Here is a 26,825-nt window from a genome sequence, read left to right on the forward strand (position 1 = left end):
GATGCCTCAAGTAAATGGACAAGCAGAATACGTGGCTGGGATCAAATCTTATCACAATTATCAATATTTTTTGAAGGGAGGTTTTAAATAAGTAAAAAAATCGAGTATAAAATCTGCTGTAAATTTTCATGAAAATTTGACAGTTTATTAAAGTTGTGTAAAATTAAGACAAGCTCCATTCCTATAGGAATGGACATATATTGATACATAAAAAATGTATCAACCCTTACCCTTACTCAGGATTTAGGTTGATACACAAAATTATTTACATATCCTTTGGAAAAGTAAAAAATAATAATAATATGTAAACCTCCAAATATATATTATGTTGTAAAGCCCTCGCTATAAATTAGTGAGGGCTATTTGTTTGCAATAATTAAAATTCAATCTCCATAACTATTGGTGTATGGTCTTGTCTATCGCCAGAATCTAGGATATCTGACCTTTTTATCTTATCTTTTATCCTATCAGATACTAGGAAATAGTCGATTCTCCATCCTGAGTTATTGATTTTACTTGTTTTAACCCTTTGGGCCCACCAAGTGTACTTGCCCTCTACATCGCCATTGATGTGGCGGAAGGTGTCTATAAAACCTCTGTTTAGTAGGTTAGTAAAACCCTCACGTTCTTCATCAGTAAAGCCTGCTGACATATGGTTGTTATCTGGATGAGCAAGGTCGATTTCTTTGTGGGCAACATTAAAGTCGCCAGAAGCTATTACAGGTTTTTCTTTATCTAGTTTTGCTAGATAATCTGCATATTTTTGATCCCAAACTTGGCGAAGAGGAAGTCTAACTAGTTCGTTTCCTGCATTAGGTGTGTAAACTTGGGTGAAGTAGAAGTCATCAAATTCTAAAGTTACTATCCTTCCTTCCAAATCCATTGGTTCTGGTGCATCTATAAATGGGAAGTTAGAGTTAACTTCCAATTCTTTTTTAAATAGTGTCATGCAGCCAGCGTATGATTTTCTAGCGCCTTCAGAAGAATTGACGTGAACGTAATTATATTCTGGGAAATATTCTTCTAGCTTTTCCTTATGCTTTTTACTAAGGCCTGTTTGTGGAAGTTTTGTTTCCTGTAAGGCAATTACATCAGGATCTTCTTTTCTTATAGTTTCAAAAACATCGCGTGTCATATGGGCTCTATTAGAATCGCTTGTTAGAGCTGCATTTAGCGAATCTATATTCCATGAAATAAATTTCAAATTAATCTCCTTTTAAATTTCTATCTTACTTTAACTATAAAATTTTTATGAATAAATGCAAGCTCATAGATATTAGAAATTTGTAATAAATATGTAGAATTTTTTATTGTGGGTATAATAAATATAAGAAAGACTTACAAAGGAGGAAATTATGAATAAGAAAATTTTAGCCTTAGGTCTTAGTATGACATTTATTCTATCAATTGGAAACAATGCCTATGCTAAAGATAATCCAAGCGATGTCCCTATAGCAAGTACACAAAAAGAAGATACCCATACATATTTATATGAGGTCATAAAGCTAGAAGATGAAAAGGTAAAACTGCTTTATCAAGGGGAAATAACCGAGGATTCCATAATGATGGAAGAAATTTATAAGAATACAGATTTAGAACTTGATAGAGAATTTTTTGAAGAAGATGTAATAATCCATGACAGATACGAAATTACAAGCAATAAAACTCTTTCTAAATTAGACAGTAAAGATATCAAAAAAGACGATGTAAAATTAAAGAGAAAATACGAGAAGCCAAAAAATATGGCAAAGGAAGACTTGCCAGCCAATACAGAAAGTATGGATTTTGTTATTGAAAATCTAAAAGGTAACACTGAAGAGGGATTTGCTGCAATAGTTTCAGAAGTAGGCAATGAAAATAACAAATATTCTATTTTTAGTGATAATTTAAGAGATGATAATCCTAAAGTAGGAGATCAGTACACCATTTACTGGGACGGAGTGACCTTAGAATCCTATCCTGCCCAATTTGGCAAGATTTTTAGAGTTGAAAAATTGGTAAAGGATAATGAAAATCAAAAGACAATAGAATTTGAAATTGATGAAATAGTAATAAATAAAGATAATAAGTCTGCCATAGTTTTTGAAACAGGAAATAAGACCAATGTATTTTCAATCGACCTAGAAGATTTGAAAGATGAAAATGCAAAAGCTGGTGACAGATACGAAATTACTTGGAATGGAATAGCTACTAAGTCAATTCCAGCTCAATTTGGTGAGATTTATGAAGTAAAGAAAACTTTTGACAATAAGGAAGAACTTAAAGAAACAGCTGAATTTGAACTTGTTGATATTACTGATAGCAAGGAAGGTAAGGATGCTAATCTTAAAAAATCTGATTCTTTTGGTGAGATAAACCTTAGAATGCTATCAGAACTAGAAGATGACAATGCTAAAATAGGGGATAAGTATTTAATAACCTATACAAAAGATCAGCTGGGCCACATGGGCATCATAGAAAAGGTTGAGAAAGTTAAAAATGAAGATGATACTGATGTGAAATTTGATGAACTTAAAAAGACAGTTGATGAAGCTGGAAGCATAGTGTTAGGTGATGGTACATTTACAAAAGAAAGTGCTGACAGATTCCAAAAAGCCTTTGAAAATGCCAAAGAGATCTTAGATAAAGCTGATGCTAGCCAAGAAGAAGTTGACAAGGCTAGCAAAGAATTAAGAGAAGCTATGGATGGACTTAGCGAAAAAACAGGAGTAATTACTCGTCAATTTGTCCTAACAGAAATTGGCGAAAAAGCTGGCAAGTTTGCTCGTCTAACCGACTCAGAGAATAAGGACGTGGAATTTACAATAGACTTTGAAAGCTTGGGAGATCCAAATGCCAAAGTCGGAGATATTTACAATGTTACTATGGAACATGTCGATCCAAATGAATCACCATATCAAATGGGCAAGATTACAAAAATAGAAAAAGTTCCTAATTATGGAAGACTAATTGATGCTATAGAAAAAGCTAAAAAAGCTTACGACAAGAACAAAACTTACACAAAAGAAAGTTTAGCAGCTTATAACAAAGCCTTTGAAACTGCTCAAGATATGATTGCCAAGAATTCACTAGATAGTCCAGAAAATGTAGACAAAGCAGCAAATGAGCTAGAAAAAGCAGCAGAAGGTCTAAAAGAAGTTAAAAAAGAAACAGACAAAAAAGAGACTCCTAAAGAAAATAAAAAGGCAAAAACTGTAAAGGGTTGGAATCCTAGTACAGGAATCACTCCAGTTGCACCACTACTAGCAGTAATCGCTGGGGCAGGATATTTATTAAAAAGGAAAAAATAGTTAGAAATTGCGGGTAAGAAATTGCCCGTAATTTTTTTGGCAAAAAATATATGCTATAATAAAGTTATGATACTAGAAGCATTTGAAAATATCCGAGTTGATAAATACATCTCCGACGAATTTGAAGAAATTCCAAGAGAGAAAATCAAAGAATTTATCAAGGATAAAAAAATAAAAGTAAATAATAAAAATATAAAGCCATCTTACAAATTAGAAATTGGTGACGAGATTGAAATAGACGATGAGCTTTTTGAAGTTCCAGAAATCAAAGCTGAGCCAATGGATTTAAAGATTGTCTATGAGAACGAAGACTACGCCATAATTGATAAGGATGAAAATGTTATAGTCCACCCGGCAGGATCTATCATCACTGGAACTTTGGTAAATGGCTTGCTCTATAAGTACGGCTATGATGGCCTATCTCACATTGGAGGAGATGATAGGCCAGGGATTGTTCATAGGCTCGATAAGGATACTACTGGGCTGATGGTAATTGCCAAAAACAATGAGGCTTATAAGTATTTGAAGGGACTTTTTGAAACAAGGCAAGTCTACAAGGAATATCTGGCTATTGTCTTTGGGAATTTTGATCAAAAATCAGCTCGTATAGAAAATTACATGGATAGGGATAAGAACAACCCTAGGAAGATGGCTGTATGTCCAAGTGGGAGAAAGGCAATTAGTGAATATGAGGTCATAAAAGAAGTGGAGGGATATTCATTAGTTAAAATCCACATTCTAACAGGTCGCACTCACCAAATTCGTGTACATATGAGCCATATCAACCACCCATTGCTAGGAGATCCGGTTTATGGCAATGTAAAGCACAAGTTTAACCTCGACCACCAACTATTGCATTGCACAAGGCTTGGCTTTACAGACCAAAATGGAGAATATGTGACCTTTAGTGCGCCTGTCCATGCCAAATTTCAAAAATATCAAGATGTCTTAGGACTTGGAGATTAATATGTATTCAAAAACTATAACTTGCTCCCTTTTGGGACTTAATGGAAAAGCAATAGAAGTAGAAAGTGATATTACAACAGGTTTGCCAAACTTTCTGATAGTTGGCTTGCCGGACTCATCAATCAAAGAATCCAAGGAAAGAGTGAGGGTAGCAATCCTAAACTCAGGCTATAATTTCCCACCTGGTAGGATAACAGTAAATCTATCCCCAGCTGACCTCAAAAAAGAAGGAACTCAACTTGACTTGCCAATAGCAATCTCCCTATTATCTTCAATGGGAGTCATTACATATCCTTATGACGATTATGTATTCTTGGGAGAATTGTCCCTTGCAGGCAAAATCGTTCCTATAAGAGGTGCTCTAGCCATGATTATTTCTATGCGTGAGCTGGGATACAAAAAATTTATAATAGCAGAAGAAAACAAGGACGAATGTGCTATTATAAACGATGTGGATATTTTGCCTTTTGATAATCTAAACGACATAGTAAGCTTTCTAAATAAGGAAAAGGAAGTAAAGCCCTACCAATTAGATTTACATAAAATAGATAACCAAGTGACTTATGACCTAGATTTTTCTGACATAAAGGGTCAAGAGAGTCTAAAACGTGCCTTGCAAATAGCAGCTGCTGGTGGTCACAATGTACTAATGATTGGCCCACCAGGATCTGGAAAGACTTTCTCTGCCAAGCACCTGCCAACCATTTTGCCAGATATGAATTTTGATGAAAAGGTAGAAGTAACCAAGATATATTCTATAATGGGACTTTTGGACAAGGGCCAGTTGGTAAATGAAAGGCCATTTAGATCACCCCACCATAGCGCAAGCGAGGTGGCACTTATTGGTGGAGGGCACTCTATACCAAAACCTGGAGAAATATCCTTGGCTCATAGGGGAGTTTTGTTTTTGGATGAATTTCCAGAATTTAATAAAAAGACTATAGAAGCTTTGAGGGAACCTCTTGAAAATCGTGAGATAAATATTTCAAGAGCTCAAGCTTCCTTAAAATACCCATCGGATTTCATATTAATTGCAGCTATGAATCCGTGTCCATGTGGTAACTATGGCAATCCACTCAAAGAGTGTACTTGTACACAAAATGAAATACGAAGGTACCTAAACAAGATTTCTGCACCGATTTTGGATAGGATCGATATTCACATAGAGATTGCTCCAGTTAAATATGAGGACTTGAAAGATAAGTCTCCATCAAAATCATCAGCAGAGCTAAAGGCAGAAGTTTCCAAGGCAAGAGTAATCCAAGATGACCGCTACAAAAATGAAAAAATAAGATCAAATTCTGAGCTTTCTACCAATCAGATGAAAAAATATATCAAACTTAAGCCAGAAGTAGAGAAAGTTGCTCAACTTGCCTTTAATAAATACAATTTTTCAGTAAGAAGCTTCAACAAAATCTTGAAAATGGCAAGGACTATAGCTGACCTTGACGGAAGTTTGGAAATAGAACAAAAACACGTCCTAGAAGCAGTGAGATATAGGGCACTTGATGATAAATATTGGACGGTATAAAATGCTTGATCAAAGAGAAATAATTTCAAATATAGATAAGTTTGTCTATGACCTCTTAGACTATGCCATATATCACAAGGCCAGTGATATACACATAGAAGGTGAGGAAACATACGCCAGGATAAGGCTTAGAATAGATGGGAAACTTAGTGAAATCTTGCATATCAGCAGAGATAATTATGAGAAACTAGTTTCAAAAATAAAACTTTTGTCAAAAATGGATATAAGCGAACATAGAAGACCCCAGGATGAGAGCCTAAAACTTGCTGGCTTTGAAAATGTAGACTTCAGAGTGTCAAGTATTGGCACTATCAATGGGGAAAAGCTTGTAATCCGTATACTTTCAACGAGTGAGTATGAGAAAAAAGCTAACTTGATTGGATTTTCAGAAACTTCCAAAGAAATTTTATATGAAGCCATGAAAAATAAATCTGGCATGATAATATTCTCTGGCCCAACAGGTTCTGGGGAGAATAGTATAATAGTGACAGATACAATAATTAAGTTAAATCAAGGTTTAAAGGCTTCCACAAAATTTTTAAACAAGATGATTTTAATTTGAATCTGTCATCTTTTTGTTGAATTCACAAAATAAATTTAATTTAGGTAAAAAGGATTGAAGAGGATATGATAATAGTTAGAGTAATTTTAAAATCATACTTTTTCCTATTAGTATAGCACTAAGTATTATTGCTATGTTTTTAACTTTTATATTGGGACTTAGTACGGTATTTTTTAAATTAATATCTTTTATTGCAATAATGGGGTTTTTAGGATCTGTTATTAACGGAGAAAAAAATCTTGCAGTTGAAGCCATTATATTAGCATTTCTTTTTAGTCCTTATGGAATTCCAGCGTTAGGATATGTTGTAGTAGAATTAATAGAAGAGGTGAATGAAAAAATAAAATTAATATAAAAACAAAACATAAAAATTAATTCAAGAAGAGATAGCAAATTAAGATATGCTGTCTCTTTTTCTGTACTAAGAAAGGGGGTGTAAGATGAAAGAAATAGTAGAATTTGAATATTACTATGGTAATGAAGCAGAACAATATTCGTTTTTTAGAATTCCAAAATCTTTATTTACTAATCAATATTTTAATAGTATGTCAGTAGAAGCTAAAGTCTTATATGGAATTTTATTAGATAGAATGAGTTTGTCACTAAAAAACAAATGGTTAGATGAGGCAAATAAAGTATATATCATCTACACCATAGAAGAAATTATGGAAGTGTTAAATTGGGGTAGAAATAAGTCCGTTAAGATAATGAAAGAAATCGAAGAAATAGGGCTATTAGAAAAAAAGAGACAAGGACTTGGCAAGCCAAATCTACTTTATGTAAAGAACTTTATATACACAGAAAACAATAAACCTACAGAAGTTTCAAAAGTAAACTTGCAGAAGTTTAAAAATCAAACTTCAAGAAGTTTCAATAATAAATCTCAAGAAGTTTTAAAAGAGGACTCTAATAATACTAATATTAATAATACTGATATTAGTAATACTGATTTTAATAATCCCACCTCCATAGCATTCTTAAAAGATGAAGAAGAAAATTTAGATAGAACAATTTTGGAGGAGGCAAAATTAAAAGAAAAGATTAAAAATAATATATCTTATGAAATATTTGAGAAATCAAGGATAGAAGATAAGAAACAAGTAGATGTAATTATAAATGTTCTGGTAAGAGCATTAAATAATTCTAAAAGCATTCACATAGGTGGGCTGAAGATAGATCATAAAAAGTTAAAAGAAAAGATTCTAAATCTAAACTATAAACATATAGATTATGTATTGACATATTTAAAAGAAAACGCACCCAAGGATATAAGAAACATAAACGCTTACTTGCTTACACTCTTATGTAATGCAGATGAAAATATTAAAAATATGGAAATTATAAAAGGCAGTAATAATAACAATAAAAAATATGACTATAGTAGGGATGAAGATATCTGGCAAGAATTTTTAAATACGGAATAGGAGGCGAAATTTCTATGGAATCAATTAGAGATATTTTAGAAAACAATGTAGAACCATTAGAAAAAATATATTCTTCAAAAAAAGACAATAATGAAAGTTATATAGATCAAAAAACAGGACTAAAATATTGCTCACATTGTAAAAGTCCAATGGAAAAAGAAATTGACTTTTTAGGAAAAAGAAAAAAAGTACCTATTTTATGTAAGTGTAAACAAGAAAAACAAAAACAGCAGGAAGAAGAAAGGCAGAAGATTAATCATCTTTTAAAGATTGATAGATTAAAAAAAGAATGCTTTGATGATCCTATACTTTTAAATTGGAACTTTGCTAACATGGATAAAGACAGCGAACATGAAGAAGTAGCAAGAAATTATGTAGAAAAATTTGATGATATATATATAAATAATATAGGTTTAATTTTAACAGGAGATGTAGGATGTGGAAAAACTTATCTTGCAAGTTCCATAGCTAATAGTCTTTTAGAAAAAGAAATAAAAGTTAAGATGACAAACTTTTCAGTAATTTTAAATGATATGACAAACTTTGAAATTGACAAAAGTAAATATATTGAAAAGCTAAATAATAAGCAACTACTTATTATAGATGACTTTGGAATGGAAAGAGACACAGCTTTTGCAGCAGAACACATCTTTAATATCATCGATAGTAGATATAGAGTAGGTAAACCTCTGATTATAACTACGAATTTAAGTATATCAGCCTTAACAAACCCTCAAACAATAAAAGATAAAAGAATTTACTCAAGAATACTTGAAATATGTAGCCCGATCATATTTACGGGGAAAAACAGAAGAATAGAAAAAATGAAAGAAAAATCGAAATTAGCCTATGGAATATTAAAAAATAAATGAAAGTAGGTGAGTAAATGCAAAATGACGATGTCAATAGTAGAACAATTGCCATAATGAAAAAAGCTGGAGTAGTAACAGCTAAGCAAGTTATAAACTTAATGAAAAAAATATTAGAAATAAATAAGCAAAAAGCAAGCTTAGAAAAGACAGGGGCAATTAGTAAATTTAAGAAAGTTAAAGTAAAAGATCTGGTAAAAAAAGGAAAAGTAGAAACCTTAGAGCTTAATGATATAGATTTAAGGACTTTAAAAAGAGAACTAAAAAGATATGGAGTTAAATTTTCAATAAAAAAAGATTTAGAAAGCGGAAATAATATTATATTTTTTCAAGCAAAAGATGAAAAGATAATGGAACAAGCCTTTAAGAAAACTGTATATAAATTTACTCGAGAAAAGTCCATGAAAAAAGAATCCGTTATAGAAAAATTAGCTAACTTCAAAGAGAAAGTAAAAGCTACAACGGATAAGGATAAGGTTAAGCATAAACATCAAGAGCAAAGTTTATAAGGGAAAAGATTGACAATATAGGATATATCCTATAAAATGAAAGTGAAAAGATAGAATGAATCAATTTATAGTTGAATATTATGAAAAGGAAGATGGAAGCTATCCAGTAGAGGAATTCCTCTTATCTTTGGATATAAAAATGAGGGCTAAAGTATTTAGAAACTTAGAACTCTTAGAAATAAAGGGGAATCAACTTAGAGAGCCATATTCAAAACATTTAGAAGATGGAATATTTGAGTTAAGAGTGAAACTAGGAAAAAACATAACAAGAGTTCTATATTTTTTTGTCATAGGAAATAAAGTGATATTGACTAATGGATTTATAAAGAAAACACAAAAAACACCAAGGTCAGAAATTAAATTAGCCAAGCAATATAGGGAAGATTATCAGAGAAGGAGTTATAAAAATGAGTAAAAATTTTAGAGATACCTTAAAGGAAGAAATGGAAAACCCCGAATTTAAAAAAGAATGGGATAATTTAGAGGTGGAATTTCAAATAATAAAGGCTATGATAGATGGAAGAAATGAGAATCACCTTACTCAAAGAGAACTCTCAGATATGACAGGTATTGCCCAAGGGGATATTAGTAAAATAGAAAATGGTAATGCTAATCCTTCTATTAAAACCTTGGATAGACTTGCAGATGCATTAGGAAAGAAATTGAAAGTTACCTTTGAAAGTAAAATATAAGTATATAAGTGTATGAAATGAAGAAAAATGTTTGTCCTAGATGTAAAAGGGAAATGAAGCAACAGTTTATAGGTTTATTACATTGTAAATGTGGAATGAGTTATCATAAAGATTTAGGATATTTTGAAAGAAGTGAAGATATGATTTTTGCTTTGGAAAGAAAAAGAATAGGTAAAAAGGTAAAAAAAGTTCCAGTAATAAGGTATAAAAAATAAACAAAACTGATAAGAGAGTTATTAATTTTTTAGAAAGGGAGTGAACAAGACGAAAATACTTAATGAAGTAATGAAAGATATAAAGAATGTATTTCACATACGAGATAAGAAAAGATTTATTTTAGAAAATCTTCCATATCTCGTATTTTTTTATATAGGAAATATACTAGCTAGTCATATAAACTCCTATGAAGGAGGAGATATATTAGATAGAATTATGGTAGCCTCTAGTCAAATTGATAGTTTAAATTATTTTCTTTCATTTAAAATAAGAAATATATTAGCAGGGTTAATACTAGCATTAATTATTAAATTGGTTTTAATACAAAAGAAGAAAAAAGCAAAAAAATTTAGAGAAGGTAAAGAGTATGGATCTGCAAGATGGGGAAATGAAAAAGATATAGAGCCATATATTGATAAAAAGTTTGAAAATAACATTCTACTAACTCAAACAGAGAGACTTACAATGAATAATCGCCCTCAGAATCCTAAATATGCAAGAAATAAAAATGTGCTTGTCATTGGTGGTTCTGGTTCAGGAAAGACAAGATTTTTCGTAAAGCCAAATCTCATGCAAATGCATTCGTCTTATGTAGTTACTGATCCTAAAGGAACATTAGTATTAGAATGTGGAAAAATGTTAGAAAAAAATGGATACGAGATAAAAATTTTAAATACCATTAACTTTAAAAAGTCTATGAAGTACAATCCATTCGCTTACATTAGAAGTGAAAAAGATATACTCAAATTAGTACAAACAATCATTGCAAATACAAAAGGTGAAGGTGAAAAGTCAACTGAAGATTTTTGGATTAAGGCAGAAAAGCTCTATTATACTGCCCTCATCGGTTATATTTACTATGAAGCACCAAAAGAAGAACAAAATTTTTCAACCTTGTTAGCTATGATAGATGCATCAGAAGTTAGAGAAGAAGATGAAAACTTTAAAAATGCTGTTGATTATATGTTTGAAGCTTTAGAAAAAGAAAAGCCAGATCATTTTGCAGTAAAACAATACAAAAAATACAAACTTGCTGCGGGCAAGACTGCTAAATCTATTCTTATCTCTTGTGGAGCAAGACTTGCACCATTTGATATCGAAGAATTAAGGGACTTAATGAGCGAAGATGAATTAGAGCTTGATAAAATTGGAGATAGAAAAACTGCTTTATTTGTAATAATATCAGATACAGATGATACCTTTAACTTTGTAGTATCAATAATGTATTCTCAGTTATTTAATCTATTATGTGATAAGGCAGATGATGAGTATGGCGGAAGATTGCCAGTTCATGTAAGATGTCTACTTGATGAGTTTAGCAATATAGGTCAGATTCCGAAGTTTGAAAAGCTAATTGCCACAATTAGAAGCAGAGAAATATCAGCTTGCATTATTTTGCAAGCTCAGTCTCAACTAAAAGCAATTTATAAAGATAATGCGGACACCATAGTAGGCAATTGTGATTCCACATTATTTTTAGGTGGCAAAGAAAAAACAACCTTAAAAGAATTATCTGAAAGTTTAGGCAAAGAAACAATAGATTTATATAATACGTCGGAAACTAGATCAAATCAAAAAAGTTTTGGTTTAAATTATCAAAAAACTGGAAAAGAATTAATGAGTCAAGATGAAATAACTGTAATGGATGGAGGTAAATGCATTTATCAACTAAGAGGAGTGAGACCATTTCTTTCTGATAAATTTGATATAACTAAGCATAAAAATTATAAATTACTTGAAGATTATGATAAGAAAAATGTGTTTGATATAGAACAATATTTTAAGAAGAAGGATGGAATTAGATTAAAAAGTGATATGGAAGTTGAAGTTTTAGAGGCATAAAATTAAAATTGAATATTGTCTAAGGTATAAATAAAGTTCTTGACAAAACATACCATATCATATATTATGATGGTAACAGAACCCGACGCGCCTCTTAACAATGCGGACCAAGTCGGGTCATTTGAGTTTAGATAGAATATTAAGAAATAACTTTGAAATAGGAAAGGAGGGTATAAAATATATGGCTAAGAAAACTTACTACGCAGTTAAAGTAGGGAAAAACCCAGGAATATATCGAACATGGGAACAAACCAAAGAACAAGTTGAGGGATTTTCTGGTGCGGTGTATAAATCATTTTTAACGGAAGATGAAGCCATAAAATTCATTGAAGAGATTGATACAACAACAGATATAGAATCAGAAAGTATCAAAGATTTAAATAGTCAAATAGCCAAAGAAATTGAAAATTTAGAAAACGATTCAGTAATTGCATTTGTGGATGGAAGCTATTCAGAAAATGCTGGTGGAAAAGAAAAATATTCTTTCGGAGCGGTTATTCTATCAGATCAAACAGAGAACAACTTATATAAGGCCTATGTTGATACAGATAATTTGAAGTATAGAAATGTTGTAGGAGAATTAAGTGGGGTTAAAGAAGTTATTCTTTGGGCAATAGGTCATAACAAGAAAAAAATTACAATTTACTACGATTATGAAGGCATTGAGAAGTGGGCAACTTCTGAATGGAAAGCGAATAATGATTTAACAAAAAATTATGTAAAGTTTATAGAAGAGAAAAAATTACTAATTGACATTGAATTTTGTAAAGTTCCAGCACATAGTGGAATTTCTTATAATGAAAAAGCTGATACTTTGGCGAAAAATGCGTTGTTAGCACAAGGGTATAAGGCTTATAGTGATGGTTCAGTTTATTTTATTGGACTTGATGAAAGAGATTGGATTCGCATAATTGAAGAAATACAGTATGATTTTGAAGACGAAAATGAAAATATATCGTATAAGTCAGATAGAGTAAATAATTATTTAAATAAGATTAGAGTTCAAAGAAAAACGAAAAACTTGTTATAAATTGCTATAAAGGAAAGAAATCATACGTTCAAGGCAAGCAAAGTTCTTTATTTCAAAAATTGATATCTTATGCTATAGAATTATTGCCAACAGAGAATGCTGTAGTAGAAGTTTTAAATACCTATCATGCGGTTAATATAGAAAAGGCAGACTTGGAAAATACTTTTTCACAGTTAATGCCGGATTTTCCTGATAATGAAGAGGACGTAAAAGTTAGAAATACTTTGTTAACAGCTGTATTTAGTACAAAGATAGTAGCCGATTTACCAGATTTTACATTTTTAGTAACACCTATTTTTAGGACAATGGAATATTATCTGCATAAAATTTTACACGATTATCTAAAGAAAGATACAGAGAATGAAAAAGGAAAAAATAATTTTCATTTCTTCAGTACAAATGATACAACTAAAGAATATTATTATAATTCAGGGCATGTAAACTTAAATGATATACAGATAGATTATTTAAATAGACTGTATAATGCGTATAATAGAATTAGGCATCCTTATTCACATTGGAGTCAGGATTCAATAGATACTAAAGTTATTGAAGATTTAAAAACAGCAAGAGAATTAATTATTACAAATTTAAAATTAATTAATGAGTTTTATCAAGTATTTAATTAATAGAGGAACTTTGGAAAGGAGGAAGTTTTATGGAAAAATATTTAATTAATGATTTAAATATATCAGGATATAAAAAGATAATAACATTATTAGATTATAAAGAAAAAATTTCTACTTGCTTAAAAAATATAAAGCTACTTCCTTCATCTGAATATAAGGTTTTAATCGACACTGCTTTAGTTTCAGGAATAAATAGCTATAGGTTTCTAGAAGTAAAAATTAATAAAGACGGAACAATAAACTTAAATAAATATTCATATCCCATAGTAGATGAAAATATAATTAACAAAGCTAATTCTATAATTAGTAAAGAGCCAATATGGCTAAAAAACTCAATTTTAACAAATTCTCAGAAAGAGTTAATAGCAACATTTTAAATAAAAAAACATGAAATATATAAACACCTAAAGAATATAAAAAACTTTAGGTGTATTTTTTTATACTAAATGGGAGGATTGCATGAAGATATACAATGAAAGAGATTCTCCTTTAAAAATTAAATAGCTATAGTATCAGGACATCTAATAAAAATAGATGTTCTTTTTTTGAAAAAAACATAAAAAAATCAAGGAGAAAATAAGATATGGAAAGAGAAATGATAAACATAAATGGAAACTTAGTTGGAGAAATAAAAACAACAACAATAGATACAAATGAAGGAAAAAGGGAAGTAGCAAATTTTACTGTAGTAAATAAATTTAAAGAAAATGGAAAAACAAAAAAAGAATATATTTATTGCAATCTATACGGAGAAAAAGTAGAGACAGTAGAGGATTTCGAAAGCGGTGAGTATGTTCATATATTTGGATATTTTAAAGAGGTAAAAAAAGAGGAGAAAATATTCAAAAATTTTATTGTAAAACATATTAATAGAATAAATAAAGAAGAAAAAGAGGAGGAATAAAAAATGGAGTTTTTCACACAAGCAGTAAATGTATTAAAGGTATTAGTAACAGCGATTGGAGCTGGACTTGGTTCTTGGGGAGTAATTAATCTAATGGAAGGTTATGGTAATGATAACCCTGGAGCTAAATCTCAAGGTATTAAGCAACTTATGGCAGGTGGAGGAATTGTGCTTATTGGACTTAAATTAATTCCACTTTTAGCAAATGTACTAAAATAAGATGTTTAATATAGTAGATAAGATCAAAGAGTTTTTTTCGGAGATGCTTATAGACATGATCAAGGAAAATTTAAGTGGAATGCTTCTTGATATAAATGATAAAGTATCTACGATAGCAACAGAAGTTGGAAAAACTCCGAGTGGATGGAACTCGGAAGTTTTCCACTTTATAAAATCAATAAGTGAAAATGTAATACTTCCTATAGCAGGTCTTATCATAACTGCAGTTTTATGTATTGAGTTAATTCAAATGGTAATGAATAAGAATAATATGAATGATACAGATACATTTGATTTCTTTAAATATATTATAAAAATGTGGATAGCTGTATGGTTGGTATCTCATGCTTTTGAATTTTCTATGGCAGTATTTGATGTAGCTCAAAGTTTAATAGGAAAAGCAGCAGGAGTAGCTAATGTGAGTTCAAAAGTTTCACCAGGTGACATAGCGGCTATGACAGAAGCATTAAAAAATGAATCAATAGGAAAACTTATGACAGTAGTAATAGAAACCTCTATAGTAAAAATGATAATTCAAGGAATATCAGTATTAATAACGGTAATACTTTATGGAAGAATGATAGAAATATATATCTATACATCTGTTTGTGCTATACCTTTTGCCACTATGGGAAACAAAGAATGGGGGAGCATAGGAACTAATTATATTAGAGGACTTTTTGCTCTTGGACTACAAGGGTTATTTTTGCTTATATGTGTAGGTATTTATGCAGTTCTTGTAAAGACTTTAAGTATAACAGATATACACAAGAGTATTTTTGAACTACTTGGCTACACACTAATACTTGGAATTACGATGATGAAATCTGGAAGTATTGCAAAATCAATATTAAATGCACATTAAAGGGAGGAGAAATGTTTAAAGGAATAAATAAAAGAAAGAATGAACATAAAATTAAAAGGATTGGAATAATAGGATTACCAATAATTATAATTGGATCATATATAACAAATAAAATAAGAAAAAAAGAAAGGAAAGATGAGATGATGATTTATAGAATAGAGGAAATAGAATAATGGCATATGTAAATGTTCCAAAAGATTTAACTAAAGTAAAAACCAAAGTAGCATTAAATTTAACAAAAAGACAATTAATTGGATTTACAATAGCAGGAGTAATAGGCTTTCCTATTTATATATTATCAAGAAAAAATCTACCAAATGATATATCTATGCTTATTATGATAGGAGTAGCATTTCCTATTATTTTCACAACACTTTATGAAAAAGATGGTCTGTATTTTGAGAAGTATCTTAAGTACATGATAGAAAAAAAGATGCAACCCAGTATTCGACTATATAAAACAGATTGTATTTATGATATAGAAAGAAAAATAAGTAAAATGAAAGAAGGAAGAAAATGAATCAAATACAAAAAAGACAGCAAAAAAATTAAATGCAGAAAAAGAGAATTTAAAAAAGCAGAAAGAAGACTTAAAAAGCATAGGTAAAAGTCAAAAGAAAATAGAAAATTCAAAGAAGTACAAAGGACAAAGAAAGCAAAAGAAAGAGCTTTCTTTTTTTAATGGAAGAAAACAAAAGAAAAAAAGTGTTCAAGATACAATTCCCTATTTAAGAATGCTTAAAAATGGAGTTTGTCAAATAGAAAAGAATAAATTTAATAAAATGATAAGATTTTTAGATATTAATTATCAGCTTTCGACAGAAGAAGATAAAGAAAGTATTTTTAATGAATTTTCTAACTTTTTAAATTACTTTGATCCAAGTGTAGATATTGAACTCTCATATATTAACAGAATAGGGAAAAATGAAGAAATAGAAAAAAATATTAATATCCCCTATAGAGATGATTCTTTTAATGAGATAAGGAAAGAATATAGAGAGATGTTAAAAAATCAAAGTGAAAAAGGGAACAATGGATTAAGTAAATATATGTATATCACTTTTAGCTTAGAAGCACAGGATATAAAAGAAGCTACAATTAGACTTGAAAGAATGGAAATGGATATACTAAATAATTTTAAGAAAATGGGAGTGAAGGCTTATGTGCTAGATGGATACGAAAGATTAAAGGTGATTCATGATATTTTAAATAAAGATAAAAAATTTACTTTTTCATATGATGATTTAAAACATAGTGGTCTATCTACAAAAGATTATATTTCTCCGACTTCTTTTAATTTTTCATCTATAAATCAGTTTAGAGTAGGAGAATACTTTGGAGAAGTAAATTTCTTACAGATTCTTGCACCAGAATTATCTGATAGACTATTATCTGAATTTTTAGAAGTTGAAGAAAATATGATTGTAACCTTTCATATAAACTCTATCGATCAAACAAACGCAATTAAAATGATAAAAAGAAAAATTACAGATCTAGATAAGATGAAAATTGAAGAAAATAAAAAAGCTATAAGATCGGGATATGACATAGATATACTACCTTCAGACTTGATCACTTATGGAAATGATGCTAAAAGACTTTTATTAGAGCTTCAAAATCATAACGAGAGAATGTTTGTAATTACCATTTTATTTACAAATATAGAAAAAAGCAGAAAGAAATTGAGCAACGTAATTTTTCAATTAAACTCTATAGCAGGTAGACATAATTGTGTATTAAAGAATCTTAACTATAGGCAAGAACAAGCTCTTATGTCCTCATTGCCTATTGGAAAGAATGACATTGAGGTGAAAAGGGGACTCACTACAAGTTCTACAGCGATATTTATTCCATTTACTACAGAAGAATTGTGTTTAGAAGGAGAAAGCTTATATTATGGTTTAAATGCGTTAAGTCGAAATATCATAATGACAGATAGAAAGCTGTTAAAAAATCCTAATGGTTTAATACTTGGAACACCAGGGTCGGGAAAATCTTTCTCGGCTAAAAGAGAAATTACCAATGCCTTTTTAATTACACAAGATGACATTATAATATGTGATCCTGAATCCGAATATGGGAATTTAACTAGAGCATTAGGAGGAGAAGTTATAAGGATATCACCTACTAGTAGAGACTATATTAATCCATTAGATATAAACTTAGATTATGCAGATGAAGATAATCCATTGTCATTAAAGTCTGACTTTATACTATCATTATTTGAATTAGTAGTGGGAAAAGAAGGACTGAGTGCAGAAGAAACTTCTGTTATAGATAGATGTCTTCCAATCTTATATAAAAACTACTTTGATAATCCTATACCTTCTAATATGCCAATTTTAGAAGATTTATATAACTTACTTTTGGAACAAGAGGAAAAAGTAGGGAAAAAACTTGCGGTAGAAATGGAAATATATGTTAAAGGAAGCTTAAATGTTTTTAATCATAGAACTAATGTAGATACTAAAAATAGAATACTTTGTTATGACATCAAAGAATTGGGAAAGCAATTAAGAAAAATTGGAATGCTTATTGTTCAAGATCAAGTTTGGAATAGAGTTACAATTAATAGGAATAAGAAAGAAACTAGGTATTATTGCGATGAATTCCATTTATTGTTAAGAGAAGAACAAACAGCAAGTTATTCAATAGAAATTTGGAAAAGATTTCGTAAATGGGGAGGAATACCAACAGGGTTAACTCAGAATGTCAAGGATCTTTTAGCTAGTCCTGAAATAGAAAATATATTTGATAATACAGACTTTATATTGATGCTAAATCAAGCCTCTGGGGATAGGGAAATATTAGCAGATAAACTAAATATATCACTTTACCAATTATCATATGTAACCAACTCTAATGAAGGAGAAGGGCTTTTGTTTTATGGAAATACCATTGTTCCATTCGTGGATAGATTCCCTAAAGATACTAAGCTATATAGACTAATGACAACTAAACCAGAGGAGTTAAAAGAAAGTTATGAAGAATAAGATAAAAAGTAACTATATTATTAATTTAGATGCATTAGTAGCCTTAAAAGAACTACCTAATGAGATATTTGATTGCTGTATTACTTCTCCTCCTTATTATGGATTAAGAGATTATAAAGTTAAAGGTCAAATTGGAAGAGAAGAAAGTCCTGAAGAGTATTTAAATAAGTTAGTAGAAGTATTTGACCAAGTAAAAAGAGTATTAAAAAAAGATGGAACTTTATGGATTGTAATAGGAGATTCTTACGTTGGTACTGGAAGCAAGAAAGAATACAAAGACCCAAAAAATAAGAATGGAAGAACAGGCCAAAAAGTTTCTGTCACGAAAAAATTAAAAGGATATAAGACAAAAGATTTGATTGGAGTTCCTTGGCAACTTGCATTAAAACTAAGAGAAGACGGTTGGTATTTAAGAAGTGATATTATATGGCACAAAGAAAATGCTATGCCAGAATCATGTAAAGATAGACCATCGAGATCATACGAGCATATTTTTTTACTCTCTAAATCAAAAAAATATTTTTATAACTATGAAGCAATGAAAGAACCCATGAAAGAGATAAGTAAAAAAAGATATATAAGGGCAAGGGGAAAAGACAATAAGTACCTAAAAGAAAATACAGGTGCTAAAAGACAGAGCATAAATGAAGCAAGAGAATATGGAGAATATATAGGAGATAATGTTCCTCAGTTTAGAAATAGTAGAGATATTTGGACAATAAATACTAATGCCTTTAAAGGAAAACACTATGCAGTATTTCCACCAAAATTAGTAGAAATTTGTATAAAAGCAGCTTGTCCTAATAATGGGTTAATATTAGATCCATTTATGGGATCAGGCACAGTTGGAATGGTTGCTACTAAAATGAATAGAGAATATATAGGAATAGAATTAAATGAGGACTATTGCAAGATGGCTAAAGAAAGGATTGAAGAAAATATGAAATAGGAGGCGTTTATGAAAAAAGAAAAGGGCAAAATAAATCCTAGAGATGTACCAAAAAGTAAGCTTATATTAGAAAAGAAAAATATAAGTAGCAACACTATAAAAAATAAAAAAGATTCACCCATTTTATTAAACAAAAATTCTGAAAGAGAAAATAGCACTTTTATGAATGAAAAAGATAGCTACAGACAAGTTTCTGAAGTTGAGAATTATGATAATATAAAGAAAACTTCTAGCCACTTTCAAGAACTAGATAATAAATATATACCTAATATTAATGAAAAATCAGATAAGGAAAAAATACAAAGAAAAAGACAGGAGAAAGTATATAGAGAAAAATATAAAATACTTGATAACTTGAAACAAGATAATGAAGTAGAAGATAAAATTAGAGAAGAAAGAATCAAGAAAGAAAATGATAGAGTATATGAAAATAGGATAAGTAATTTCAAGAAGAGTTCTAATCATATATCTAAGAATGGAATAAAGAATAAAGATAAGTTAGAAGTTTATGACCCATTGTCTAAAGATTTAGATAATGATGGAGTAATAGATCGTTATGATATGGACTTTAGAGATAGTAATATTTCTTATAGAGATACTAGTGATGATGAAAAGTATTTTTCAAAGTATAGAAATAAAAGATTTCTAAATGACTTTAGAAAGAATAAAGAGCAGTATCAAAGTGACAAACAAGAAAATTCATTTCAAGATAAGTCCATTTCAACAAAAATAGAAAGATCTAATGTAAGGGATTATAAAGGTAAGAAGTTTAGGGCAAAAAGTTTATACTTAACAGAAAGTGAAATGGATAATAAGAATTATCAGAAACTAAAGACTGGTAAGAACTTAAAGGAAAAATGCTCTGTAGATCTAAATAATAAAAATAAAATTATAGATAATAACAAAAAAGAAGGTAAAAGAGCTAATTTTAATCTAAATGAAAAATATACAAGAACAAAAAAGGAAAGTTCGAATGTAAAAGAAGGACAAAATAAGTTTAAAGAAGATAAATTGAAGGAAGAAGATAAGCTTCAAAAAAATGAAGAAAAGATCTCAAAATTACACTCGAAAAAAGCAAAAAAAGAAAAAGACTTAGTTAAAGATAATAAAAAAGCAAAAAAAGGAGGATTAGAAAATCCTTTAATTCTTGCAAGTGCAATGGCATCAAACTATCTTTATAGCGGAAAAGAAGATAATGCAGGAATAGATGTATCATATAAAGTAAGCAGAAGTACAGAGCTTATTGGAAAAAATATTAGACGTAATCGTAGAAAAAAAGCTTTAAAAACTAAAAGAAAATTAGAGAAATTAGATAATAAAATTCATAAAAAAGAAAGTAGATTATTATTTGAAAAAAATTTTGAAGAATTAAAAAAGTCTAGAGTCTATCAAAATACCAATAAATTGAATCGATTTTTTATGAAGAAAAAATTTCAGAAAGATTTCAGAAAAAAACAAGAAGTAAGCTTAAAAAATAGAATAAAAAAGTCTATTACAAATATGAGTAAAAAGACAGCAGAAGTTCTAAAAAATAAGGGATATAAAAATATTTTTATTGTCCTTTGCATTTTAGGACTTTTTTTCATGCTGTTTAAAGAAATAAGTAATATTGGAAGTATTACTTCAGGTATTACAAGTAATGTTATGGCTACAAGTTACTTATCAAAAAAAGAAGTGCTAAGTGATGTAAATAATGAATTTTCAAGTTATGAATATGCTTTGCAAGATGAGATAGATAGTATTAAAGAAAATTATCCAAACTACGATGAATATCATATAAAAGGAGATCCAGTAGGTCATGATGTTCACGAGCTATTTAGTTATTTAACAGCAAGATATGGAGAAATTAAGTCGACTGATGAAATAAAAAAGGAGCTAAAAAAACTCTTTAATCAGATGTACAAAAAAGAGTATACATCAAAAACTATTACTAAATATGATAAAGATGGAAATCCATACACCTATAAAATATTGACTCTTACCATTACCAAGAAAAGTATTGATAAAATTGCAAAAGAAGAGTTTGCAATTTATGAAACTAATATGGCTCACTACTTATCATTATTAGAAAATCAAGGAAATATGGGAGATTATTTTGGCTCTGGTTATGGAGATTTAGGGGATATAGTAGATAATCCAAATTTTGGAAATTCCGGTATAGAGTTTGATGATGTAGCAGTAAGGAGATTATTTGGAGAAGCTGAAAAACATATAGGAAAAAGATATGTTTTTGGAGCTAGTGGACCAAGGAATTTTGACTGTTCAGGATTTGTATGTTGGTCATTTACAAAATCAGGAGTAAAGAATATGCCAAGAACAACAGCTTGGAGAATATATACTGATTATTGTAATCCTGTATCGCCTAGTCAAGCAAAGCCAGGAGATATAATTTTTTTCAAAGGAACATATAATTCTGGAACACCAATATCTCATGTAGGGATATATGCAGGCAATGGAATGATGATTCATGCAGGAGATCCTATTCAATATGCAAATATTAACACAAGATATTGGAAAGAACACTTTTATGCCTTTGGCAGACCAAGATAGAAAAGGTGATAAAAAATGAATAAAAAAATAATCAAAAATATAGAAAAACAAAAAAAGTTAGTAAAGAAAAAAGAAGATATTGAGTTGGAACTTCAAATCTTAGAAGAAGAACAAGAAGAATTAGAGAATATGGAAGTTATCAAAGAGTTTCGTAGCAAAAAAATATCCCTTGATGAATTTTTATATATAGTAAGAAAAAATAAGGAAGAAGAAAGAAAAGAAAAAAGTATATGTCAAATTAATGAAGGAGAAGAAAAGTAATGAAAAGAATAGGAAATAGAGTTTTAGCGTTTGGAATGATACTAGCAAGTATTATAAATATATCGCCTATGAGTCATATATACGCTAGTTCAGAAAAAAGTTTACAAAACACAAATAAAATTGAAGCTGAAATGGTATGTAGCAATGTAGAAAATTTAGAAAAAGAAATTACAGACTTACAAGAGAAGATTAAAAACTTAAATAAAGATAAAGAGATAAATAAAGATCAAATAAAAAAGCTTCAAGAGAAATTAGATTCATATAAAAACAAGGAAGATAAGTTTTTAGAAGATAAGAAATGCCTAGAAAATCAATTATTAGAAAAAGAAAGAGTAATTAAAGGTCTAGAAGAAAAAATATGTGCTCTAGAAAGTAAAGACAAAAAGCAAATAGCTGAGCTAGAACAGCTAAGAGATGAAGTAAAGAAACTTCAAGAAGAAAGTGAAAAATTAAAAGAAGAATTATCTTCTGCAAAATGGGAATTAGAAGCAAAAGGTGAAAAGGCAGAAGTTAATGAAAAAAGTTTTAAAGAAATAAGAGAAAAGATTGGTCAATTAGAAAAAGAGATTAAAGAAAAGGATCAAAATATAGAATTAAAAGAGGAGAAAATAAAGAAAATAGAAGATACTTTAAAGGCAAAAGAAGAAAGATTAGAAAAATTAAAAGACCAAGTAGATAAGGCAAAAGAAGATAAAGAAAATTCTTGTGAGAAAGTAAGATCTCATGAAAAAGAATTAGATGAATTAAAATCTAAAGCAGAAAAAGATAAAAAAGAATTACAAGAACAGATAAAAAGCTTGCAAGATAAGATAGAACAACAAACAAAAGAGTTTGAAAGTCTCCAAAATGACTTAGACAAAAAAATAGAAGAATGTAATAAAAAAATCAGTGAACTAGAGAAAAACCTAAAGGAAAATAAAACAGGGAAAAAAGAAAAAGCTTTAAATGACAAGGAAAAGCTTGAAAAAACTTTGGATAATCTTAAGAAGAAACAAGCAGAAATAGAAACAAAACATGATAAAGATGTAGAAGAAAAGATTACTAACAAAGAAGTAGTAGATACTAAAGAAGTTGTTAGTAAAAGAGAGGATAATATAAAGCCATGTAGTAAGAGTGATGAATTTAGCGTGTTTCAAGTGGGAAAAAATTACTATAATGTCATAAAAGATGGAAAGAAAACTACTGTGTATATGGATGTTAAGGCATACATTCAAGATGATCATATTATGTTACCTATAAGATATACAGCCTATACTTTAGGATTTAACGTTGAATATGATGACAACAAAAGAGAAGCTATATTTTCCAATAAAGAAAATATCGTTCTTCCAAAGAAAACATTGAGATTAAATATAGACACAGGAGTCATGAAAGATAGTGACGGAAATATTTATCATTCTGATACTAAGCCAGTAATTATAAATGGAAGAGTTCATGCTTCTATTTCAAATATTGCAAAAGCTTTTAATGCAACTTGTGGAGATATAAAAGACGGAAAAGATCAAAGCATTGAATGGGATAATAACAAAAAAGCAGTATATGTATTTAAAAATATAAAATAAAAAAGGAGCTAAAGATGAAGAAAAGCGGAATAAAAGTAGCCTTAGTGTTACTCTTTATGTTTACAATAATACCAAGTATATCCATGGCAAAAAGTAATGAAAGTGAAATAACGAGTCAACTAAATAATATATATACTCCAGAAAATAATAAAGAATTAGAAAATTTATTTGATGAAGATGTGTATAATCCTTCTGATGAAAAACAAAAAATACCCTATCAAGAAGTACCTAAAATACCAGATAGTAAAAATGTAAAAAGTGAACAAAAAGAAAGATCTATTAATTCATGCCAACCAGCAAAACCTGTAAAAGGAGGGAATACAAAAGCGATTAATTCTTTAGCAACAAAGGAGAATAAAGCAAGAGGGACAGTATTGGAAAATGTAGATGAAAGTGGAGAAGATCTAACTCCTAAAGTTGGAGATAAAGAAGTAAGAAAAGAGGGCGAAGAAAATCCTGTAGACGTTAGACAATTTTTAACTTTTCAGACTAAATCAGGCAAGACAATGCACCTTATTATAGATCATTCACAAAACCAAGAAAATGTTCAACTATTAACAGAAGTTGGTGAGCAAGACCTTTTAAATATGATCGAAGGAGAAAGTGATACTAAATCAAAAGAAGAAAAAGTAGTTAGAAAAGAAGAGCCTATAAAAAAGGAAGAACCTCAAAAAGAAAAAGAGAAAGAAAAGAAGTCAGGCGTAGGATTATATATTTTTATAGTTCTTATAATGCTAGTGGGAATAGGTGCAGGATATTATTTTAAAGTTTACAAAAAAAGAGAAGAGGATACTATTGAAGATGATGAAGATTATGACGAATTAGAAGATGATTATGAATATGATAAAGAAAATGATGAGAAAGAAAGTATAGAAGATACAGAAATTATTCCAGAAGAAGATGATTTTTAATAATGAGAATTTTTTGAAAAGATGGGAAGTTTATTCGAGAAAAACATATATGCGAAGGATATAACATTTGAAGAAGTGTTAAATAATGGAATAAAAATTATAAAAATATAGAAACACTCAGATATGAAACTCAACTATCGTATAACAAGAAGAATCTACGATAGAAAAGTATACGGTTCTTAAAATTTATATTAAAATCTAAAATAATTTGTGAAACTAAGAGAAGATAATAGTTTGTTAATAAAAAATAAATAAGTGATGTAGTAAAGGCTATGATAAATTGCGAGCGAAGGAGAAATCTTTCGCTCTTTTTTTATAAAAAATTAAGGAGGAAAAAATGAAATTAGTTATAGCAGAAAAACCAAGCGTTGCAATGTCAATAGCAAAGGTTATAGGAGCAAAGAATAAAAAAGATGGATATTATGAGGGAAATGATTATAGAGTATCTTGGTGTGTAGGTCATCTAGTTCAGATGGCAAATCCTGATAGTTATGATGAAAAATACAAAAAGTGGAGAATTGAAGATTTACCTATTATTCCAAAAGAATACAAGTACGAAATTGTAAAGTTCACAAAGAAACAATTTAATATTCTTAAAAAGCTGATGAATAGCAAAGAAGTGGATACTATAATTAATGCTTGTGATGCAGGAAGAGAAGGAGAAGCTATATTTAGACTTGTGTATATGAAAGCAAATTGTAAAAAGAAAATAGAGCGTCTTTGGATTTCATCTATGGAAGATTCTGCAATAAAAGAAGGATTCAATAATTTAAAAGATGGAAAATACTATGATAATCTTTTTGACTCAGCAAAGGCAAGAGCTATAGCCGACTGGCTTGTTGGAATGAATATGAGTAGACTTTACTCTTGCTTATATGACGAGAATTATAGTATAGGGAGAGTTCAAACACCAACATTGGCAATGATAGTAGATAGAGATTTTGAAATAGAAAATTTTAAAAAAGAAAAATATTATACAGTAGAAATAGAACTTGATAAGTTTTTGCTATCCACTAATAGAATAGATAATAGGGTGATAGCTGAACAGCTGATAAATTTAATAGGCAATACAATAAAAATTACAGATTTAGTAAAAAAAGAAAAAATAACGAAACCAGATTTACCTTTTGATTTAACAACACTACAAAGAGAGTGTAACAAATATTTTGGATATAGTGCAAAACAGACTTTAGATTATGCTCAAAGCCTTTATGAGAAGAAATATATAACCTATCCAAGAACAGACAGTAGGTATTTAACAGAAGATATGATTGTAAGCACAATAAATAATATTTTGGGGAAAAATGATTTTGATACAGAGCGTATTAAAATTGTATTTAATTCAAAAAAAGTTAGTGATCACCATGCAATTATACCTACAGTAAGTTCATTGAGTAAAGATATATCTTATCTTCCAGAAAGTGAAGCTAAAGTGTATAGACTAATATTAAATAAACTAAACGCAAGTGTTGGATATCCACTCGTTGAAAATACAACAAAAATTGTAGCTATATTTGATAGCTTTGAATTTACAAACACTGGCAAAGTAATTAAAGATGAGGGCTTTACAAAGTATTTAAAAGAATATACATCGAAAAAGAGTGAAGATACGATATTTCCTAATGTGAATATTGGAGATGAACTTGAAATAAAGGAAAAAAATATTAAAGAAAAGTATACTACACCTCCAAAACATTTTACTGAAGATAGTTTACTTAAAGCTATGGAAATAGCAGGAAATGACGCTTTAGAAAAAGGTATTGAAGTAGAAAGAAGGGGTATAGGGACTCCAGCCACTCGTGCAGGAATAATAGAAAATCTAATTTATAAAGGTTATATAAAAAGAGATAAGAGAAATCTTATTTCAACAAGAAAGGGCCTAAACTTAGTATCAATAGTAATAGATGAATTTAAATCACCAAAGACAACAGCAGAATGGGAAATGAGATTAAGTGAGATTGCAAATGGAAAAGAAGATAAGGAGATATTTTTAAAAGAAATTGAAGAAGAAATCAAAAACACCATTGGTAGATGTAAATAGGAAGAAAGGA

The 26,825-nt window shown here is 29.4% G+C and carries 27 protein-coding genes and 1 pseudogene; 27 read left to right on the forward strand and 1 reads right to left on the reverse strand.

The window, feature by feature from the left end; translation table 11 throughout:
- Positions 1-376: 376 nt before the first annotated feature.
- A complete protein-coding gene (locus BN38_RS00005) occupies positions 377-1,204 on the reverse strand; it encodes an exodeoxyribonuclease III (RefSeq protein ID WP_044564898.1) in 828 nt (275 codons plus the stop codon).
- Positions 1,205-1,355: 151 nt separating this feature from the next.
- Here BN38_RS00005 and BN38_RS00010 point away from each other — a divergent pair, with 151 nt between their 5' ends.
- The 27 genes and pseudogenes from BN38_RS00010 to BN38_RS00135 all read left to right on the forward strand — a co-directional run bounded on the left by BN38_RS00010 (position 1,356) and on the right by BN38_RS00135 (position 26,815).
- Positions 1,356-3,290: a methyl-accepting chemotaxis domain-containing protein gene (locus BN38_RS00010; RefSeq protein WP_044564899.1), complete on the forward strand. Its 1,935-nt coding sequence runs from the start codon at positions 1,356-1,358 to the stop codon at positions 3,288-3,290.
- Between the two features lie 36 nt (positions 3,291-3,326).
- Complete coding sequence (locus BN38_RS00015) at positions 3,327-4,256, forward strand: RluA family pseudouridine synthase (RefSeq protein WP_230197677.1); 930 nt, start codon at positions 3,327-3,329, stop codon at positions 4,254-4,256.
- Position 4,257: 1 nt separating this feature from the next.
- Positions 4,258-5,787, forward strand: a complete 1,530-nt coding sequence (locus BN38_RS00020) for a YifB family Mg chelatase-like AAA ATPase (protein WP_044564900.1) — start codon at positions 4,258-4,260, stop codon at positions 5,785-5,787.
- Between the two features lies 1 nt (position 5,788).
- On the forward strand, positions 5,789-6,349 hold the full coding sequence (locus tag BN38_RS00025) for an ATPase, T2SS/T4P/T4SS family (protein WP_049944397.1): 561 nt from the start codon (positions 5,789-5,791) through the stop codon (positions 6,347-6,349).
- Positions 6,350-6,482: 133 nt separating this feature from the next.
- Entirely contained in the window at positions 6,483-6,704 is a 222-nt protein-coding gene (locus BN38_RS00030; protein ID WP_044564901.1) for a CD1845 family protein, read from the forward strand.
- 85 nt (positions 6,705-6,789) lie between these two features.
- Entirely contained in the window at positions 6,790-7,773 is a 984-nt protein-coding gene (locus BN38_RS00035; RefSeq protein ID WP_044564902.1) for a replication initiator protein A, read from the forward strand.
- A 14-nt stretch (positions 7,774-7,787) separates the two neighbouring features.
- Positions 7,788-8,645, forward strand: a complete 858-nt coding sequence (locus BN38_RS00040; protein ID WP_044564903.1) for an ATP-binding protein — start codon at positions 7,788-7,790, stop codon at positions 8,643-8,645.
- Between the two features lie 14 nt (positions 8,646-8,659).
- A complete protein-coding gene (locus BN38_RS00045; protein WP_044564904.1) occupies positions 8,660-9,151 on the forward strand; it encodes a PcfB family protein in 492 nt (163 codons plus the stop codon).
- A 55-nt stretch (positions 9,152-9,206) separates the two neighbouring features.
- Entirely contained in the window at positions 9,207-9,566 is a 360-nt protein-coding gene (locus BN38_RS00050) for a type II toxin-antitoxin system RelE/ParE family toxin (RefSeq protein ID WP_010245415.1), read from the forward strand.
- Positions 9,559-9,843 (forward strand): helix-turn-helix domain-containing protein, encoded by a 285-nt coding sequence (locus tag BN38_RS00055; protein WP_010245412.1) that lies wholly within the window; start codon positions 9,559-9,561, stop codon positions 9,841-9,843. The genes BN38_RS00050 and BN38_RS00055 overlap by 8 nt, the downstream gene beginning before the upstream one ends.
- 17 nt (positions 9,844-9,860) lie before the next feature.
- Complete coding sequence (locus BN38_RS00060) at positions 9,861-10,058, forward strand: hypothetical protein (RefSeq protein WP_044564905.1); 198 nt, start codon at positions 9,861-9,863, stop codon at positions 10,056-10,058.
- 70 nt (positions 10,059-10,128) lie between these two features.
- Positions 10,129-11,901 carry a VirD4-like conjugal transfer protein, CD1115 family gene (locus BN38_RS00065; RefSeq protein ID WP_044564906.1) on the forward strand — a complete coding sequence of 591 codons (1,773 nt, stop codon included), beginning with the start codon at positions 10,129-10,131 and terminating at the stop codon, positions 11,899-11,901.
- Between the two features lie 181 nt (positions 11,902-12,082).
- Positions 12,083-12,931 carry a ribonuclease H1 domain-containing protein gene (locus tag BN38_RS11200; RefSeq protein WP_084593702.1) on the forward strand — a complete coding sequence of 283 codons (849 nt, stop codon included), beginning with the start codon at positions 12,083-12,085 and terminating at the stop codon, positions 12,929-12,931.
- Positions 12,932-13,014: 83 nt separating this feature from the next.
- On the forward strand, positions 13,015-13,560 hold the full coding sequence (locus BN38_RS11205; RefSeq protein ID WP_230197679.1) for a hypothetical protein: 546 nt from the start codon (positions 13,015-13,017) through the stop codon (positions 13,558-13,560).
- A gap of 29 nt (positions 13,561-13,589) precedes the next feature.
- Positions 13,590-13,937: a type II toxin-antitoxin system RnlB family antitoxin gene (locus BN38_RS00080; protein WP_044564908.1), complete on the forward strand. Its 348-nt coding sequence runs from the start codon at positions 13,590-13,592 to the stop codon at positions 13,935-13,937.
- A gap of 206 nt (positions 13,938-14,143) precedes the next feature.
- Positions 14,144-14,464, forward strand: a complete 321-nt coding sequence (locus BN38_RS00085; protein ID WP_022620858.1) for a hypothetical protein — start codon at positions 14,144-14,146, stop codon at positions 14,462-14,464.
- A gap of 3 nt (positions 14,465-14,467) precedes the next feature.
- A complete protein-coding gene (locus tag BN38_RS00090; RefSeq protein ID WP_044564909.1) occupies positions 14,468-14,683 on the forward strand; it encodes a Maff2 family mobile element protein in 216 nt (71 codons plus the stop codon).
- A 1-nt stretch (position 14,684) separates the two neighbouring features.
- The gene (locus tag BN38_RS00095) at positions 14,685-15,548 is read left to right on the forward strand and encodes a VirB6/TrbL-like conjugal transfer protein, CD1112 family (protein WP_044564910.1); all 864 of its coding nucleotides are present in this window, start codon (positions 14,685-14,687) and stop codon (positions 15,546-15,548) included.
- 11 nt (positions 15,549-15,559) lie between these two features.
- Positions 15,560-15,721, forward strand: coding sequence for a hypothetical protein (locus BN38_RS11055; protein ID WP_154649901.1), 162 nt, complete (start codon positions 15,560-15,562; stop codon positions 15,719-15,721).
- Positions 15,721-16,068, forward strand: coding sequence for a PrgI family protein (locus BN38_RS00100; protein WP_044564911.1), 348 nt, complete (start codon positions 15,721-15,723; stop codon positions 16,066-16,068). The genes BN38_RS11055 and BN38_RS00100 overlap by 1 nt, the downstream gene beginning before the upstream one ends.
- Positions 16,069-16,147: 79 nt before the next feature.
- Positions 16,148-18,541, forward strand: a complete 2,394-nt coding sequence (locus tag BN38_RS00105; protein WP_230197684.1) for a VirB4-like conjugal transfer ATPase, CD1110 family — start codon at positions 16,148-16,150, stop codon at positions 18,539-18,541.
- Positions 18,531-19,490 (forward strand): DNA-methyltransferase, encoded by a 960-nt coding sequence (locus BN38_RS00110; RefSeq protein WP_022620850.1) that lies wholly within the window; start codon positions 18,531-18,533, stop codon positions 19,488-19,490. The genes BN38_RS00105 and BN38_RS00110 overlap by 11 nt, the downstream gene beginning before the upstream one ends.
- Positions 19,491-19,499: 9 nt before the next feature.
- Entirely contained in the window at positions 19,500-22,040 is a 2,541-nt protein-coding gene (locus BN38_RS00115) for a C40 family peptidase (protein ID WP_044564913.1), read from the forward strand.
- A 15-nt stretch (positions 22,041-22,055) separates the two neighbouring features.
- Positions 22,056-22,301, forward strand: a complete 246-nt coding sequence (locus tag BN38_RS00120; protein ID WP_044564914.1) for a hypothetical protein — start codon at positions 22,056-22,058, stop codon at positions 22,299-22,301.
- Between the two features lie 1,175 nt (positions 22,302-23,476).
- Positions 23,477-23,863: pseudogene (locus BN38_RS11605) on the forward strand (copper amine oxidase N-terminal domain-containing protein); the annotation flags it as partial.
- 14 nt (positions 23,864-23,877) lie between these two features.
- Positions 23,878-24,774 (forward strand): CD1107 family mobile element protein, encoded by an 897-nt coding sequence (locus BN38_RS00130; RefSeq protein WP_044564916.1) that lies wholly within the window; start codon positions 23,878-23,880, stop codon positions 24,772-24,774.
- A 337-nt stretch (positions 24,775-25,111) separates the two neighbouring features.
- A complete protein-coding gene (locus BN38_RS00135; protein WP_044564917.1) occupies positions 25,112-26,815 on the forward strand; it encodes a DNA topoisomerase 3 in 1,704 nt (567 codons plus the stop codon).
- Positions 26,816-26,825: the final 10 nt, after the last annotated feature.

Source organism: Anaerococcus provencensis (genome assembly GCF_000312365.2).
Classification (GTDB): Bacteria; Bacillota; Clostridia; order Tissierellales; family Peptoniphilaceae; genus Anaerococcus; species Anaerococcus provencensis.

Coding starts and splice junctions, on each gene's coding strand:
- BN38_RS00095 (WP_044564910.1), top strand. CDS start 14,685: ATGTTTAATATAGTAGATAAGATCAAAGAGTTTTTTTCGGAGATGCTT.
- BN38_RS00055 (WP_010245412.1), top strand. CDS start 9,559: ATGAGTAAAAATTTTAGAGATACCTTAAAGGAAGAAATGGAAAACCCC.
- BN38_RS00035 (WP_044564902.1), top strand. CDS start 6,790: ATGAAAGAAATAGTAGAATTTGAATATTACTATGGTAATGAAGCAGAA.
- BN38_RS00115 (WP_044564913.1), top strand. CDS start 19,500: ATGAAAAAAGAAAAGGGCAAAATAAATCCTAGAGATGTACCAAAAAGT.
- BN38_RS00120 (WP_044564914.1), top strand. CDS start 22,056: ATGAATAAAAAAATAATCAAAAATATAGAAAAACAAAAAAAGTTAGTA.
- BN38_RS00085 (WP_022620858.1), top strand. CDS start 14,144: ATGGAAAGAGAAATGATAAACATAAATGGAAACTTAGTTGGAGAAATA.
- BN38_RS00100 (WP_044564911.1), top strand. CDS start 15,721: ATGGCATATGTAAATGTTCCAAAAGATTTAACTAAAGTAAAAACCAAA.
- BN38_RS00135 (WP_044564917.1), top strand. CDS start 25,112: ATGAAATTAGTTATAGCAGAAAAACCAAGCGTTGCAATGTCAATAGCA.
- BN38_RS00050 (WP_010245415.1), top strand. CDS start 9,207: ATGAATCAATTTATAGTTGAATATTATGAAAAGGAAGATGGAAGCTAT.
- BN38_RS00010 (WP_044564899.1), top strand. CDS start 1,356: ATGAATAAGAAAATTTTAGCCTTAGGTCTTAGTATGACATTTATTCTA.
- BN38_RS11200 (WP_084593702.1), top strand. CDS start 12,083: ATGGCTAAGAAAACTTACTACGCAGTTAAAGTAGGGAAAAACCCAGGA.
- BN38_RS11055 (WP_154649901.1), top strand. CDS start 15,560: ATGTTTAAAGGAATAAATAAAAGAAAGAATGAACATAAAATTAAAAGG.
- BN38_RS00110 (WP_022620850.1), top strand. CDS start 18,531: ATGAAGAATAAGATAAAAAGTAACTATATTATTAATTTAGATGCATTA.
- BN38_RS00090 (WP_044564909.1), top strand. CDS start 14,468: ATGGAGTTTTTCACACAAGCAGTAAATGTATTAAAGGTATTAGTAACA.
- BN38_RS00065 (WP_044564906.1), top strand. CDS start 10,129: ATGAAAGATATAAAGAATGTATTTCACATACGAGATAAGAAAAGATTT.
- BN38_RS00130 (WP_044564916.1), top strand. CDS start 23,878: ATGAAGAAAAGCGGAATAAAAGTAGCCTTAGTGTTACTCTTTATGTTT.
- BN38_RS00025 (WP_049944397.1), top strand. CDS start 5,789: ATGCTTGATCAAAGAGAAATAATTTCAAATATAGATAAGTTTGTCTAT.
- BN38_RS00045 (WP_044564904.1), top strand. CDS start 8,660: ATGCAAAATGACGATGTCAATAGTAGAACAATTGCCATAATGAAAAAA.
- BN38_RS00080 (WP_044564908.1), top strand. CDS start 13,590: ATGGAAAAATATTTAATTAATGATTTAAATATATCAGGATATAAAAAG.
- BN38_RS00030 (WP_044564901.1), top strand. CDS start 6,483: ATGTTTTTAACTTTTATATTGGGACTTAGTACGGTATTTTTTAAATTA.
- BN38_RS00040 (WP_044564903.1), top strand. CDS start 7,788: ATGGAATCAATTAGAGATATTTTAGAAAACAATGTAGAACCATTAGAA.
- BN38_RS00020 (WP_044564900.1), top strand. CDS start 4,258: ATGTATTCAAAAACTATAACTTGCTCCCTTTTGGGACTTAATGGAAAA.
- BN38_RS00060 (WP_044564905.1), top strand. CDS start 9,861: ATGAAGAAAAATGTTTGTCCTAGATGTAAAAGGGAAATGAAGCAACAG.